Genomic DNA, 12515 nt, shown 5'->3' on the forward strand with positions numbered 1-12515 from the left:
CCCGGCACCGGACGCACCGGCCTCCCGCCGCCCGGAACCCTTCACCTGTCCGAAGGAACCGGCGGCCGGGCCGATGACTTCCGCGGCGTGGCACGGTCTGCCTCCACGACCGCGTTCCCCGACCCGTTCCACGCCCCGGGAGGCACTCATGACCACCGACGCGTTCACCACCTGCCTCTGGTTCGACGGCAAGGCGGAGGAGGCCGCGCGCTTCTACGTGTCCGTCTTCGAGAACTCCGCCGTCGAGCGCGTCGTGCGGTGGCCCGAGTCCGGGCCCGGCCCGGCCGGTTCCGTGCTGTCCGTGGAGTTCACGGCCAACGGCCAGAGGTTCGTCGCGCTCGACGCCGGCCCCGAGTTCACGTTCAACGAGGCCGTCTCCTTCCAGATCCACTGCGCCGGCCAGCAGGAGATCGACCACTACTGGACGAGACTGACCGAGGGCGGCGGCGAGGGCGGCCCCTGCGGCTGGCTCAAGGACCGGTACGGCCTGTCCTGGCAGGTCGTCTACGCCCCGCTGCCCGGCATGATCGCCGACCCGGACCCGGAACGGGCCGGACGCGCCCTGCGCGCCATGATGGGCATGGGCAAGCTGGACGCGGCCGGGCTGGAGCGTGCGTACGCGGGCGAGTAGCCGCCGCCCGGTGCCGTCGGGGGCGATCCGGTCCGGCGCGCGGGCCGGACCCCGGATGGCTAGCGTGAACAAACGGGGACGCATCACTTCAGGAGGGCCGCCGGCATGGCCGTACAACCCGAAGGAACGCCCTGTTGGGCCGACGCGATGTTCAGCGACGTAGAGGGAGCCAAGCGGTTCTACGGCGACGTCCTCGGCTGGACCTTCGGCGAGTCCTCGCCGGAGTACGGCAACTACACCCAGGCCTACGCCGACGGCAAGGCGGTCGCCGCCGTCGTCCCGCCCATGCCCGGCCAGGAGGGCCGGTCGCAGTGGTGTCTGTACTTCGCCTCGCCGGACGTCGCGGCCACCGCCCGCAGGATCCGGGAGGGCGGCGGCGAGGTACTGCTGGAGCCGATGCGGGTCGGCGACTTCGGCACGATGTGCCTGGCCCGTGAGCCCAGCGGCGCCGTGTTCGGCGTGTGGCAGGCCGGCACCCACGAGGGCTTCGAGACGACGGCCACCCCCGGCGCCTACTGCTGGGCCGAGGTCTTCACCAGGGAGCCGGAGCAGGCGGACGCCTTCCTCGCCTCCGTCTTCCCCTACCGGATGAAGGAGATCGAGGACGACGCGGTGGACTTCCGGATGTTCGACATCGGCGAGGACACCGTCCTCGGCCGGATGCGGATGACCGAGGACTTCCCGCCCGAGGTGCCCTCGTACATCAACGTCTACTTCACCGTCGACGACTGCGACGCGGCCGTCGCGCGGGCCGTCGAGCTCGGCGGGATCCTCCGCTTCGGACCGATGAGCAGCCCCTTCGGACGGTTCGCGGCGCTCGGCGACCCGCAGGGCGCCGACTTCTCGGTGATCGACATCACCACCACCGAGGGACGGATGCCCGGGATCAGGGACGTCTGACCGGCCCCGGCACGGCCCCGTCCGCGGCCATGGCATCATCGAGCGCATGCGTGAACGTGTGGTGGCCGCGTGCGACGGGGCTTCGAAGGGAAACCCCGGACCGGCCGGATGGGCGTGGGTGGTCTCGGACGGCGACGAGCGGACCCCCGCCCGCTGGGCGGCGGGCCCGCTCGGCCGGGCCACCAACAACGTCGCGGAACTGACGGCGCTGGAGCGGCTGCTCACGGCCGTCGACCCGGACGTGCCGCTGGAGATCCGGATGGACTCCCAGTACGCGATGAAGGCCGTCACCACCTGGCTGCCCGGCTGGAAGCGCAACGGCTGGAAGACCGCCGCCGGCAAGCCCGTCGCCAACCAGGACCTGGTGGTCCGCATCGACGAACTGCTCGGCGGCCGGTCCGTCGAGTTCCGCTACGTACCCGCCCACCAGGTCGACGGTGACCCGCTGAACGACTTCGCCGACCGCGCGGCCAGCCGGGCGGCGTCCGTCCAGGAGTCCGCCGGCAGCGCACTGGGCTCCCCGGAGCCCCCGCCGTCGCCCGGCACCCCGGCGGCGGCCGGGGCACCGCGCCGGAAGGCACCCCGACGCACCGGCGCCGGGGCGTCCTCGTCGTCCTCCTCGTCCTCGTCGTCCTCCCGGACCATCAAGGCCAAGTTCCCCGGCCGCTGCCTGTGCGGCCGGTCCTACGCGGCCGGCGAGAAGATCGCCAAGAACGCGCAGGGCTGGGGCCACCCGGAGTGCCGTACCGCCGAGGCCTGATCAGGCGTCGAACGTGTAGTAGGCGGTGTGGTCCAGCAGATCCGCCGGGCGCACGGTGTTCCAGGGCTTCATGGTCTCGTTCAGGTCCACCACGTCCGGCGTGCCGCCCGTCGGCGCGTACGCGGAGTCCGGGTGCCGCCGCTGCCACTCGGCCCACAGCTTGTCGACGTAGGCGTGGTGCAGCCAGAACACCGGGTCGTTGGGGGAGACCCCGGTGGCCATCTGCCCGCCGACCCACACGTGGACCCTGTTGTGCAGGTTGACCCCGCGCCAGCCCTCCAGGTGGTTGCGGAAGCCCTCCGAGGCGCTGTTGTACGGCGGCAGGTCGTACGCCGATATCGCCAGCACCGACTCCACCTCGGCGCGCGTGGGCAGTTCGGCCACGCTCGAGCCGAGCGAGCGGCGCAGGAACGTCCGGCCGTCGACGCGCACGTTGATCGGCCAGTTGCCCGTGGACGCGGCGAACGGCCCGTCCATCACCCGGCCGTCGGTGCTGCGCCCGGTGCCGCCGAGGAAGTCCGGCGCCCACAGCGAGGCCCGCACGGTGCGGTCGGCGGTCCAGTCCCAGTACGGCAGCGTGACGGAGGAGTCCACGGACTGCAGCGCCTGTTCGAAGTCGAGCAGGAATCTGCGGTGCCAGGGCAGGAACGAGGGGGAGCGGTGTCCGGTCCGCTCCCCGCTGTCGGTGTCCGACATGATGAACTCGTTGTGCGTGCGGACGAATTCGTCGTAGCGTCCGCCGCGCTTGAGTTCGAGGACGGCGGCGACGAACCGGCGCTTCTCGTCGGCGGTCAGGGTGGCCTGGTTCTTGCGTACGGTCATGGTGCGCGGTGCTCCGAAGTCCTTGCGGGGGTGGTCAGTTGGCGGGGAACGGCAGCAGCGGGGCGCCCTGCAGCTCGTCCACCGCGGCACGGGCGGCGGCGCGCGGGGTGGGCACCGGGTCGTAGTGGCTGACGACGCTGATCCAGCTGCCGTCGGCGTTGCGCATGACATGCAGCTGCACGCCGTCGATGAACACCTCGTATCCGCCGCCGTGCTCGTGGTGGTGCGCGCCGGCGTCGGCCGGACGGCCCTGTATCCGGCGCCCCTTGTAGACCTCGTCGAAGGACTCGGGCGCGGCGGGCCCGTGGTGGCCGGCGGCCGACGCGGCGGGGGCGGCGAGGGTGACGGCCACCGAGGCGGTCGCGGCGACGGCGGCTGCCGCGGTGAGCGCGCGGCGCCGGGTGATCTCGGGCATACGGGTCCTCCGAAAGAGTGAAGATTTCGTGACGACGTATGCCTATCGGCAGGTCCCGGAGCGGGAGAAATCTCTCGGAACCGGTTGGCTGTGATCCGGACAATTAGCCACATGTCATACAGAGTTGAACAAAGATGATCTTGCTGTGGCGGTGGCCCGATCCGCACCGGAACGGGGAATTCCTTGCCGGGGCGCCCCGGTTTTCCTTGATCCTTTCCGCGGGCGGTCCGGCCGAGTGGCGCGGCTCACCGCTCCAGACTGGCGCGATCGCGCGCCGCCGCCCTGCTACCCTCCGGTTCCGTCCGGACACGACCGGTGACTGTCAGGGGTGTGCGTGTGAAGGTCGTCTGCGTCGGAGGCGGGCCCGCCGGCCTCTGCCTCGCCCTCCTGCTCAAGCGGCAGGACCCGGCCCACGACATCACCGTCCACGAACGCGACCCCGAGGGCTCCACGTACGGCTGGGGCGTGACGTACTGGCGCGGCCTGCTCGACCGGCTCCACGCCTACGACCCCGAGACCGCCCGCGCCGTCGAGGCGCACTCCGTCCGCTGGACCGAAGGCGTCGCCCACGTCGGCGACTTGACCACCCGTCATCACGGCGACGAAGGCTTCGGCATCGGCCGGCACCGGCTGCTCGGCCTGCTCGCCGCCCGGGCCCGCGCCCTCGGCGTCCGCCTGGAGTACGGAAGCGCGCGGACCCGGCCGCCCGCCGACGCCGACCTCGTCGTCGCGGCCGACGGCGTCCACAGCGCCCTGCGCACCCGCCGTGCCGAGCACTTCGGCACCCGGGTCACCCCGGGCCGCAACCCCTACATCTGGCTCGGCACCACCAAGGTCTTCGACGCCTTCACCTTCGCCTTCACCGAGACCGCTCACGGCTGGATCTGGGCCTACGGCTACGGCTACAGCGGCGAGCACAGCACCTGTGTCGTCGAGTGCTCCCCGCGGACCCTCGCCGGACTCGGGCTGGACCGGACCGCTCCCGGCGAGAGCCTCGCCCCGCTGGAGAAGCTCTTCGCCCACGTCCTCGACGGCCACCCCCTCCTCTCCCGCCCCGGCGCCTCCTGGACGACCTTCCGCACCCTCACCAACCGCACCTGGCACGACGGCAACGTGGTCCTGCTCGGCGACGCCGCCCACACCACCCACTACTCCATCGGCGCCGGCACCACCCTCGCCCTGGAGGACGCCATGTGCCTGGCCGACGCCCTGGGCGCGCACCCCCTGCCCGAGGCCCTCGCCGTCTACGAGCGCCGGCGCCGGACCGCACTGCTGTCCGCGCAGAGCGCCGCCCGCTACAGCGCCCGCTGGTACGAGAACCTGCCCCGCTACATCCACCTGCCCCCGCACCGGATGTTCGCCCTGCTCGGCCAGCGCCACTCACCCCTGCTGCCGTACGTCCCGCCCCAGCTGTACTACGGCCTGGACAAGGCGGCCGGACGGCTGGAGCCCCTGCGCAGGTTCAAGCGCTGGCTCGGCCCCCGCGCCGCCCGCGCCCTGCACGCCCGCACCGAGCGCCCCCGCTGACCGCCTCCCCCGGCACACCTCCGCGCACCGGAGCACACGCACCCGGACAAGGAGCCTCCATGGCCGTACCCGCCCGGTTCGACCACGCCTCGACCGGCTACAGCCTCCAGCGCGCCTACTGGCTGGCCCGCGCCGCCGAGCCGGCCTACAAGGAGGAGGCCTACCCGGCCGCCGACGGCGTCTACACCCACGGCCGGCCCCGCACCGGCGACCGGCTGCCGGCGGAGGCCCTCCACCAGGGCTTCGGCGGCCGTATGGACCGCTTCGTCGACAACAACGACATCGTCCCGCAGCTTCCGCCGGAGCCGGTCTACACCCATGTCAGGGCGCTGCGCTCCTTCGACCCCAAGGGCAGGCCGCACGAGTCCGTGCCGATGCTCTCGGCGCTGGGCGACCGGGCCAGGGGCCTGATCGCGGACCTCTTCGCACCCGTCTCCGACGGCGTCCGCGACCACCTCATGCGCCGCTGTCTCGCCGCCCTGGAACACCACCCGGCCTGAACCGCCCGGCGGCCGGCCGGACCGGTGCCGGGCCGCCCGGCAGGCGACCGCGCGGGAACCGGCGACACTGACCGGCATGGATCTGCTGTCCCTGCGCTATTTCCAGACCGTCGCCCGGCACCAGCACATCAGCCGGGCCGCCGAGGAACTACGGGTCGCCCAGCCGTCGGTGAGCCGGACCATCCTCCGGCTCGAAACCGAACTCGGCGCCCCGCTGTTCGACCGCCGGGGCCGCCGCATACGGCTCAACGACCACGGCGCCGCCTTCCTGGCCCGGGTCGACCGGGCGCTGGCGGAACTCGACGACGCCCGGCGGGAGCTGGCCGACGCCGCCGGCCCCGGTCCCGGCCGGGTCGCCGTGGCCGCCGAGACCCTGTTCCAGCTGTCCGGTGTGCTGTCCGACTTCCGGGCGCTGCGGCCCGGGGTGCGGGTACGTCTGTTCCAGGCCCCGGTGGACGCGATGCGCCGGCATCTGCGCGCGGGCGAGGTGGACTTCGCCATCGCCTCCCAGCCGCTCGCCGGTCCCGGGCTGCGCACGCTGGAACTGGCCCGCGAGGAGGTGCTGCTGGCCGTACCGGCCGGGCACCCGCTGGCCGGCCGGGAGAGCGTCGCGGTGGCCGAGCTGGCCGGCGAGGACTTCGTCAGCACCCGCGCCGGTCACTGGCAACGGGCCCTGCTGGAGCGGCTGTTCGCCCGTGAGGGTCTCACCCCGCGGGTGGTCTGCGAGGGCGACGAGGCAGCCGCCACCCCCGAGCTGGCCGGCGCCGGACTCGGCCTCTGCCTGCTGCCCGCCGTCGTCCGGCGGGCCGTCGGCGACGACGGACCGGTGGCCTGGCTGCGGCTGGACGCCCCGGACTGCCACCGCACGCTGACCCTGGTGTGGCGGCAGAACGCCTATCTCTCGCCCGCCGCCCGGGACTTCCAGCGGCTGACCCGGGAACGGCTCATGCCCCTAGCGTCATGAACACATGGCCGAACCGGTCGTGGAAGGCATGAACGCCTCCGCATTAGCGTCGCACCGTGCCCACCGCTTCGGACGAGGGAGAACAGCGATGAGCGAGCGACACACCTCCGCACAGACCGGGTTCCGCAGCTACGCGGAGGCCGTCCTCGACGTGCTGTCCGCCCAGCCGTCACGGGCGGCGGTCACCACCGCCGAGGGACGCGTGGTCGGCGCCGGCGAGTTCCGGGACCAGGTGCACCGGCTCGCCTGGGAGCTGGCCGGGCGCGGGGCCGGCCGCGGGACCACGGTCACCCTGCTCACCGGCAACACCGTGGAGGCCCTGGTGGCCCGCTACGCCGCAGGCCTGACCGGCGCCCGGGTGGTCGTCCTCTACGAGGGCATGAGCCCGCCGGTCATGGCGCGGGTCATGGCGAGCGTGGACTGCTCCCTGCTGCTGGTGGACGACCGGCAGCGGGAGGCGGCCCGGCAGCTGTCCCGGCTCCCCGGCATCCCCGAGATCCGCCGGCTGGGGCCGGACGGTGACGCGGAGGACGTGCTCGCCGCGGCCGCCCGGCGCCCGGCCCGGCCGATGGGCGGCCGGGTGGGGCCCGACGACGACTGGTGCGTCCGGCACACCGGTGGAACCACCGGCGTGCCCAAGGGCATCCGCATGACCCACGGCGCCTACCGGCTGAGCATGGACCAGGGTGTCACGGTCGCCGGCGACCCGCCGCGCTTCCTGGCCTGCACCGCCCTCGCCCACCTCGCCGGGATCTTCGTCGACCTGGCGCTGTACCAGGGCGGCTCGGTGGTGCTGAGGCACGGCTTCGACCCCGGGGACGTGCTGGCCACGGTCCAGCGCGAACACGTCACCCACACCTGGCTGCTGCCGCCCCTGCTCTACCGGCTGCTCGACCACCCCGACCTGCCCCGCACCGACCTGTCCGGGCTGCGCCGGATCAGCTACGGGGGCACGCCCGCCTCACCGGCCCGGATGCGGCAGGCCGCCCGGCTCCTCGGGCCGGTGCTGCACGGCATGTACGGACAGGCCGAGACCCAGCTCATCACCCAGACGGACCCCGGGGAACCGGAGGTGACCGGCCGCGACGGCCGGCTGACAGTCGGCCGGGCCCTGCCGGGCGTGGAGATCGCCATCAGGGACGCCGACGGCACCGCCCTGCCGCCCGGCCGCTCGGGCGAGGTGACGGTCCGCTCGCCGTATGTGATGGGCGGCTACTGGAAGCAGCCGGAGCTGACCGCGGAGGTGCTGCGGGACGGCTGGGTCCGCACCGGTGACGTCGGCTGTCTGGACGAGGACGGTTACCTCTACCTGGTGGACCGGATCAAGGAGATGATCGTGGTCGTCGGCGGCCACGTCTACCCGGCGGAGCTGGAGGAACTGCTGCTGGGCCACCCCGCCGTCGGCCGGTGCGCGGTGTTCGGCAGCCGGGACGACGACGCGGTGGAACACGTCCACGCCGCCGTGGTGCCCGCCGCCGGACAGCGGCCCACGCTGGAGGAGATCCGGGACTTCGTCACCGCCCGCAAGGGGCGCCTCCACGCCCCCGAGACCCTGCACCTGGTGCCGGACATCCCGCTGACGGCGGCGGGCAAACCGGACAAGCAGCGGCTGCGCACCCTGCTGACCGGCTGATCCGGCCCGCCAAGCGCACGCGACGCCGTACCGGATGACAGACTGAGACCATGGACGAACGCGTGATCGGCAGGTCGGGTCAGTGGGCATCGGTGGTCGGGCTCGGCACATGGCAGCTGGGCGCCGACTGGGGCGACGTGGACGACAAGGTGGCCCTGTCGGTCCTCGAGGCGGCGGCCGAGGCCGGGGTGACCTTCTTCGACACCGCCGATGTGTACGGCGACGGGCGCAGTGAGCAGACCATCGCCTCCTTCCTGCGCGGCCGGCCCGACCTGCACGTCCTCGTGGCGACCAAGATGGGCCGCCGGGCGGAGCAGATCCCGCAGAACTACGTCCTGGACAACTTCCGCGCCTGGAACGACCGTTCGCGCCGCAACCTCGGTGTCGACCGCATCGACCTCGTGCAGCTGCACTGCCCGCCCACCCCCGTCTACTCCTCCGACGAGGTGTTCGACGCCCTGGACACCCTGGTCGCGGAGGAGCGCGTCGCCGCCTACGGGGTGAGCGTGGAGACCTGCGAGCAGGCGCTCACCGCGATCGCCCGGCCGGGCGTGGCCAGCGTGCAGATCATCCTCAACCCGTTCCGCATGAAGCCGCTGCACGAGGTGGTGGCCGCCGCCCGCGAGGCCGGCGTCGGCATCATCGCGCGGGTACCGCTCGCCTCCGGGCTGCTGTCCGGGAAGTACACCAAGGACACGGTGTTCGCGGCCGACGACCACCGCACCTACAACCGGCACGGCGAGGCGTTCGACCAGGGCGAGACCTTCTCCGGGGTCGACTACGCCACGGGTGTGGAGGCCGCCGCCGAGTTCGCCGCGCTGGCCCCCGAGGGCTACACCCCGGCCCAGCTCGCGCTGCGCTGGATCATCGAGCAGGAGGGTGTCACCACCGTCATCCCCGGCGCCCGCAACCCGGAGCAGGCCCGCGCCAACGCCGCCGCGGCCAAGCTGCCGCCGCTGCCGCCGCAGACGTTCACCGCCATCCGCGAGCTGTACGACCGCCGCATCAAGGACCAGGTCGAACACCGCTGGTAGCGGCCCGCACGAACCGTACCGCCCGTTTGACGAACGGACGGGCGGTTACACGGCACCGCATGACGCGTGATGGGCGGCGCACAGGGCGCGACGAGACAGAGGAGGAGCGGGCCGACCGGATGTGGACCGAACTCATCCAGGAGGTCCGCGTCGCACAGACGGGCGTACAGATCCTGTTCGGCTTCCTGCTGACCGTGGTCTTCCAGCCGAAGTACGGCCGCCTGGCCGACACCGACCAGGCGATCTACATCGTGACCGTCGTCATGGGCGCCTGCGCCACCGGCGCCCTCATCGGCCCGGTGTCCCTGCACCGCCTGGTCTCCGGCCACCGCGTCAAACCGCGCGCGGTCCGGCTGGCCTCCCGCATGACCCTGATCGGCCTCGCCCTCCTCCTCGCCACGATGACCTCCTCCCTGCTCCTGATCCTCCGAGTGGCCACCCACGACGCCTACGTCCCCTACCTGGTGACGGCCGTCGTGGCCTGGTACGTCCTGTGCTGGTACGCCCTGCCCCTGTGGGCGCGCCGGCGGAACCGGGGTGGGTCGGGGGACTAGCCACGCGCGGTAACAGGCGCCGGAACGGTCGCGAGTTGGCGGTCGTGGAGGCGGGTGAGCAGGGTCAGGGAGAGCAGCGCGCCGATCAGGGCGCAGAACATGTCCCACTGGGTGTCCCAGACATCGCCCTGGGTCGCGAGGAAGGCGTCCGCGCCGTGGCCGCCGATCTCGGCCGCCAGCCACTCCAGCAGCTCGAAGCAGGCGCTGAAGGCCATGCAGGCGCACACGGTGAGCGGTGCCAGCCAGCGGCTGCCGCGCAACGGTGAGGTGCGGCTGAGCAGTTCGCGGACCAGGACGGCCGGGACGAAGCCCTGCACGAGGTGCCCGAAGCGGTCGTACGGGTTGCGGTCCAGGCCGAAGGTGTCGCGCACCCAGTCGCCCAGCGGCACCCGCGCGTACGTGTAGTGCCCGCCGACCGCGAGGACCAGCGCGTGCGCGGCGAGCAGCCCGCACAGCAGCCCGGTCAGCGGGAAGCGCCGCCAGGCCAGCACCACCAGCGGCAGCCCCACCAGCGCCCACACCGTCTCCAGGAACCAGGTGGTGCGGTCGTGCGCGCCGATCGCCGACACGGCCAGCCCCGTGGCCACCACGCCGGCGAAGACGGCGGGAGGCACACGGCGCGGCGCCCGGAGCGGGGCGGGACGGACTGCGGTCACGGGGGCTCCTTGCCTGAGGCGTCCTAGAGCCCCCATGGTGGCGCCGGGCCGGGCACCCGGGCATGAGTACGGCTACTCAGCCCCGGAGAGGATCTCCGCCAGCAGTTCGTCCACGTCGACCCGCTCCTGGCCCGGCGGTACGACCTGGTGCGTCTCGCGCAGGAAGGCCGCCACCGCGGGCGCCCACGCCAGCACCACCGCCCGGTGCCGGCTGCCGTCCGGCCGGCTGTCGCCGAGGAACTCCAGCCGCAGCTCGTGGCAGGGCCCACTGCCCTGCGGCCGCAGCCGTACGTCGCCCATGCCGACCGGTCCGGCCAGGCCCGCGGAGAGCATCTCCCGGTCCAGCCGCCAGCAGGCCAGCACCCGGCCGTCGTGGGCGAAGGCGGCCGTGACGGCGAACGGGTCGTCGGCGGCGTAGCCGAGATGGGCCAGCACCGGACACCGCCCGGTGCCGGGCGCGAGGAGCTGCACCACCAGGGTCTTGTGCACGAACGGGTTCACGCTGGGGCCTCCGGCAGACGATCGGCGTAGAGACCTCTAGTACCCCGGTACCGCCCAGGATGCTCACCCGTGTGGCTGATTCCCGCGCCACACCGCTGGACGGCCCGTCAGCCGAACGCCTCCCGCAGCGCCGGCAGCAGGGTCTTCGCCGACCAGTCCAGGAACTCCCGCTGCGCGTCACCGCCGATCTGCACCAGCGCGATCTCCCCGAACCCGGCCTCCGCGTACGGCCGTACGGCCTCCACGAAGGCCTCCGGGTCGTCCCCGCACGGGATGGAGGAGGCCACGTCGTCCTCGGTGACGAACTGCGTCGCCGCCTCGAACGAGTCGGGGTGCGGCAGTTCGGCGTTCACCTTCCAGCCCAGGCCGAACCAGCGGAACTGGGAGTGGGCGCGCTTGACCGCCGTGTCCCGGTCGGGGTCGTAGCTCACCGGCAGCTGGCCCACCCGGGGCTTGCCGCTGCCGCCGTGCCGGTCGAAGGCCTCCAGCAGGCCCGCCTTCGGCTCGGTCGCGATCACCAGATCGGCCAGATGCCCGGCCAGTTCGCAGGACTGGTCGCCGGAGACGGCGATGCCGATCGGCGGCGCCTGCTCCGGAAGGTCCCACAGCCGGGCCGACTCCACGTCGTAGTGCTGTCCGTGGTGGGTGACATGGCCGCCCTCGAACAGCGCGCGGATGATATGCACCGCCTCCTCGAGCATCTCGTGGCGGACGTCCACCGGGGGCCAGCCGCCGCCCACGACATGTTCGTTCAGGTTCTCGCCGGCACCGAGGCCGAGCCGGAACCTGCCCTCCGACAGCAACTGCACGGTCGCCGCCTTCTGCGCCACGATCGCCGGGTGGTAGCGCAGGATGGGACAGGTGACGTAGGTCATCAGGGGGATCCGCGAGGTGGCCTGGGCGGCGGCGCCCAGCACGCTCCACGCGTAGGAGGAGTGCCCTTGCGCGCGCAGCCACGGGAAGTAGTGGTCCGAGATCACCGAGAAGTCGAACCCCACCTCCTCGGCGCCCACCACGTGCTCCACCAGGTCCCGGGGACCCGCCTGCTCGGTCATCATCGTGTATCCGATTCGCACCATATCCGGCGAGTCCCCGGCTCGGCGTCCGGAAAACGGCCCATGGCGCGGATCACTCCCGCGGTACCCGGAACGTCCGCAGGAATGCCGTCAGCGCCAGCCGGTTCGCCGCGTCGTCCCAGGCGGCGGCCGGGGCGGTGAAGCGCAGTGAGAAGCCGCGCCGGCCGCCCAGCAGCAGGCCGCGCCCGAAGGTACGGGTCCGTGCGCTCCCGGATCCGGCCAGCCACTCCAGGTCGGCGGCCCGGTGGCCCTGGTAGGTGGTGGCCCGGACCGCGCCGATCCGGCGGTAGCCCGGCAGCCCGGCCAGCCCCGGCTCGACGTCCCCGCGCCAGACGGCGACCGGATCGGGGCCGACGCGCTCGCTGTAGGTGACGGCGAGCGTGGGCCCGCCGCCGCCCCGGCCGAAGGTGACGCGGTAGGCGAGGCCGCCCACCCGGGAGGTGACCAGCCGTCGCCACCCGTCGGGCAGCGCCACGGAGAACCCCTCGGAAGCGCGGTACGGGCGGTAGCCGGCCGGCAAGGCGGGGGAGGCCGAGCCGGCC

At 73.1% G+C, this 12515-nt stretch carries 14 protein-coding genes and 1 pseudogene; 9 read left to right on the forward strand and 6 right to left on the reverse strand.

What is annotated here, in order from left to right; genetic code table 11:
- Nucleotides 1–148 precede the first annotated feature (148 nt).
- From H5J33_RS10155 to H5J33_RS10165, 3 genes are all read left to right on the forward strand, one after another.
- The gene (locus tag H5J33_RS10155; RefSeq protein ID WP_181794560.1) at nucleotides 149–631 is read left to right on the forward strand and encodes a VOC family protein; all 483 of its coding nucleotides are present in this window, start codon (nucleotides 149–151) and stop codon (nucleotides 629–631) included.
- 105 nt (nucleotides 632–736) lie between these two features.
- The gene (locus tag H5J33_RS10160) at nucleotides 737–1531 is read left to right on the forward strand and encodes a VOC family protein (protein WP_181794561.1); all 795 of its coding nucleotides are present in this window, start codon (nucleotides 737–739) and stop codon (nucleotides 1529–1531) included.
- A 34-nt stretch (nucleotides 1532–1565) separates the two neighbouring features.
- Nucleotides 1566–2291 carry a ribonuclease H gene (locus H5J33_RS10165; RefSeq protein ID WP_181794571.1) on the forward strand — a complete coding sequence of 242 codons (726 nt, stop codon included), beginning with the start codon at nucleotides 1566–1568 and terminating at the stop codon, nucleotides 2289–2291.
- Here H5J33_RS10165 and H5J33_RS10170 read toward each other — a convergent pair whose 3' ends face one another.
- Nucleotides 2292–3113 carry a tyrosinase MelC2 gene (locus H5J33_RS10170; RefSeq protein ID WP_181794562.1) on the reverse strand — a complete coding sequence of 274 codons (822 nt, stop codon included), beginning with the start codon at nucleotides 3111–3113 and terminating at the stop codon, nucleotides 2292–2294.
- A gap of 34 nt (nucleotides 3114–3147) precedes the next feature.
- The gene (locus H5J33_RS10175; protein ID WP_181794563.1) at nucleotides 3148–3528 is read right to left on the reverse strand and encodes an apotyrosinase chaperone MelC1; all 381 of its coding nucleotides are present in this window, start codon (nucleotides 3526–3528) and stop codon (nucleotides 3148–3150) included.
- 330 nt (nucleotides 3529–3858) lie between these two features.
- On the opposite strand from H5J33_RS10175, the gene H5J33_RS10180 reads away from it, so the two are divergent.
- The 6 genes from H5J33_RS10180 to H5J33_RS10205 all read left to right on the forward strand — a co-directional run bounded on the left by H5J33_RS10180 (nucleotide 3859) and on the right by H5J33_RS10205 (nucleotide 9740).
- Nucleotides 3859–5055: an FAD-dependent monooxygenase gene (locus H5J33_RS10180; RefSeq protein ID WP_309485370.1), complete on the forward strand. Its 1197-nt coding sequence runs from the start codon at nucleotides 3859–3861 to the stop codon at nucleotides 5053–5055.
- Between the two features lie 59 nt (nucleotides 5056–5114).
- Nucleotides 5115–5555 carry a lipase family protein gene (locus H5J33_RS10185; RefSeq protein WP_181794564.1) on the forward strand — a complete coding sequence of 147 codons (441 nt, stop codon included), beginning with the start codon at nucleotides 5115–5117 and terminating at the stop codon, nucleotides 5553–5555.
- 76 nt (nucleotides 5556–5631) lie between these two features.
- Nucleotides 5632–6519: a LysR family transcriptional regulator gene (locus tag H5J33_RS10190; protein WP_181794565.1), complete on the forward strand. Its 888-nt coding sequence runs from the start codon at nucleotides 5632–5634 to the stop codon at nucleotides 6517–6519.
- A gap of 88 nt (nucleotides 6520–6607) precedes the next feature.
- Entirely contained in the window at nucleotides 6608–8152 is a 1545-nt protein-coding gene (locus H5J33_RS10195) for an AMP-binding protein (protein WP_181794566.1), read from the forward strand.
- Between the two features lie 50 nt (nucleotides 8153–8202).
- Nucleotides 8203–9186 carry an aldo/keto reductase gene (locus tag H5J33_RS10200; RefSeq protein WP_181794567.1) on the forward strand — a complete coding sequence of 328 codons (984 nt, stop codon included), beginning with the start codon at nucleotides 8203–8205 and terminating at the stop codon, nucleotides 9184–9186.
- Between the two features lie 59 nt (nucleotides 9187–9245).
- Complete coding sequence (locus tag H5J33_RS10205; RefSeq protein ID WP_181794568.1) at nucleotides 9246–9740, forward strand: DUF6328 family protein; 495 nt, start codon at nucleotides 9246–9248, stop codon at nucleotides 9738–9740.
- On the opposite strand, the gene H5J33_RS10210 is transcribed toward H5J33_RS10205, so the two are convergent.
- The 4 genes and pseudogenes from H5J33_RS10210 to H5J33_RS10225 form a co-directional block, all read right to left on the reverse strand.
- Nucleotides 9737–10396, reverse strand: coding sequence for a DUF2238 domain-containing protein (locus tag H5J33_RS10210; protein WP_399552798.1), 660 nt, complete (start codon nucleotides 10394–10396; stop codon nucleotides 9737–9739). The genes H5J33_RS10205 and H5J33_RS10210 overlap by 4 nt on opposite strands.
- Nucleotides 10397–10468: 72 nt before the next feature.
- Nucleotides 10469–10897: an SsgA family sporulation/cell division regulator gene (locus H5J33_RS10215; RefSeq protein WP_181794569.1), complete on the reverse strand. Its 429-nt coding sequence runs from the start codon at nucleotides 10895–10897 to the stop codon at nucleotides 10469–10471.
- A gap of 107 nt (nucleotides 10898–11004) precedes the next feature.
- On the reverse strand, nucleotides 11005–11976 hold the full coding sequence (locus tag H5J33_RS10220; protein WP_181794570.1) for an LLM class F420-dependent oxidoreductase: 972 nt from the start codon (nucleotides 11974–11976) through the stop codon (nucleotides 11005–11007).
- 49 nt (nucleotides 11977–12025) lie between these two features.
- Nucleotides 12026–12515, reverse strand: a pseudogene (locus H5J33_RS10225) (serine/threonine protein kinase); the annotation flags it as partial.

The organism is Streptomyces sp. WELS2 (assembly GCF_013870595.1).
In the GTDB taxonomy this organism is placed as follows: domain Bacteria; phylum Actinomycetota; class Actinomycetes; order Streptomycetales; family Streptomycetaceae; genus Streptomyces.

Bases quoted from the DNA above. Each gene is read 5' to 3' on its own strand.
- H5J33_RS10155 (WP_181794560.1), top strand. From the start codon at position 149: ATGACCACCGACGCGTTCACCACCTGCCTCTGGTTCGACGGCAAGGCG.
- H5J33_RS10160 (WP_181794561.1), top strand. From the start codon at position 737: ATGGCCGTACAACCCGAAGGAACGCCCTGTTGGGCCGACGCGATGTTC.
- H5J33_RS10185 (WP_181794564.1), top strand. From the start codon at position 5,115: ATGGCCGTACCCGCCCGGTTCGACCACGCCTCGACCGGCTACAGCCTC.
- H5J33_RS10175 (WP_181794563.1), bottom strand. From the start codon at position 3,528: ATGCCCGAGATCACCCGGCGCCGCGCGCTCACCGCGGCAGCCGCCGTC.
- H5J33_RS10190 (WP_181794565.1), top strand. From the start codon at position 5,632: ATGGATCTGCTGTCCCTGCGCTATTTCCAGACCGTCGCCCGGCACCAG.
- H5J33_RS10200 (WP_181794567.1), top strand. From the start codon at position 8,203: ATGGACGAACGCGTGATCGGCAGGTCGGGTCAGTGGGCATCGGTGGTC.
- H5J33_RS10220 (WP_181794570.1), bottom strand. From the start codon at position 11,976: ATGGTGCGAATCGGATACACGATGATGACCGAGCAGGCGGGTCCCCGG.
- H5J33_RS10195 (WP_181794566.1), top strand. From the start codon at position 6,608: ATGAGCGAGCGACACACCTCCGCACAGACCGGGTTCCGCAGCTACGCG.
- H5J33_RS10205 (WP_181794568.1), top strand. From the start codon at position 9,246: ATGACGCGTGATGGGCGGCGCACAGGGCGCGACGAGACAGAGGAGGAG.
- H5J33_RS10170 (WP_181794562.1), bottom strand. From the start codon at position 3,113: ATGACCGTACGCAAGAACCAGGCCACCCTGACCGCCGACGAGAAGCGC.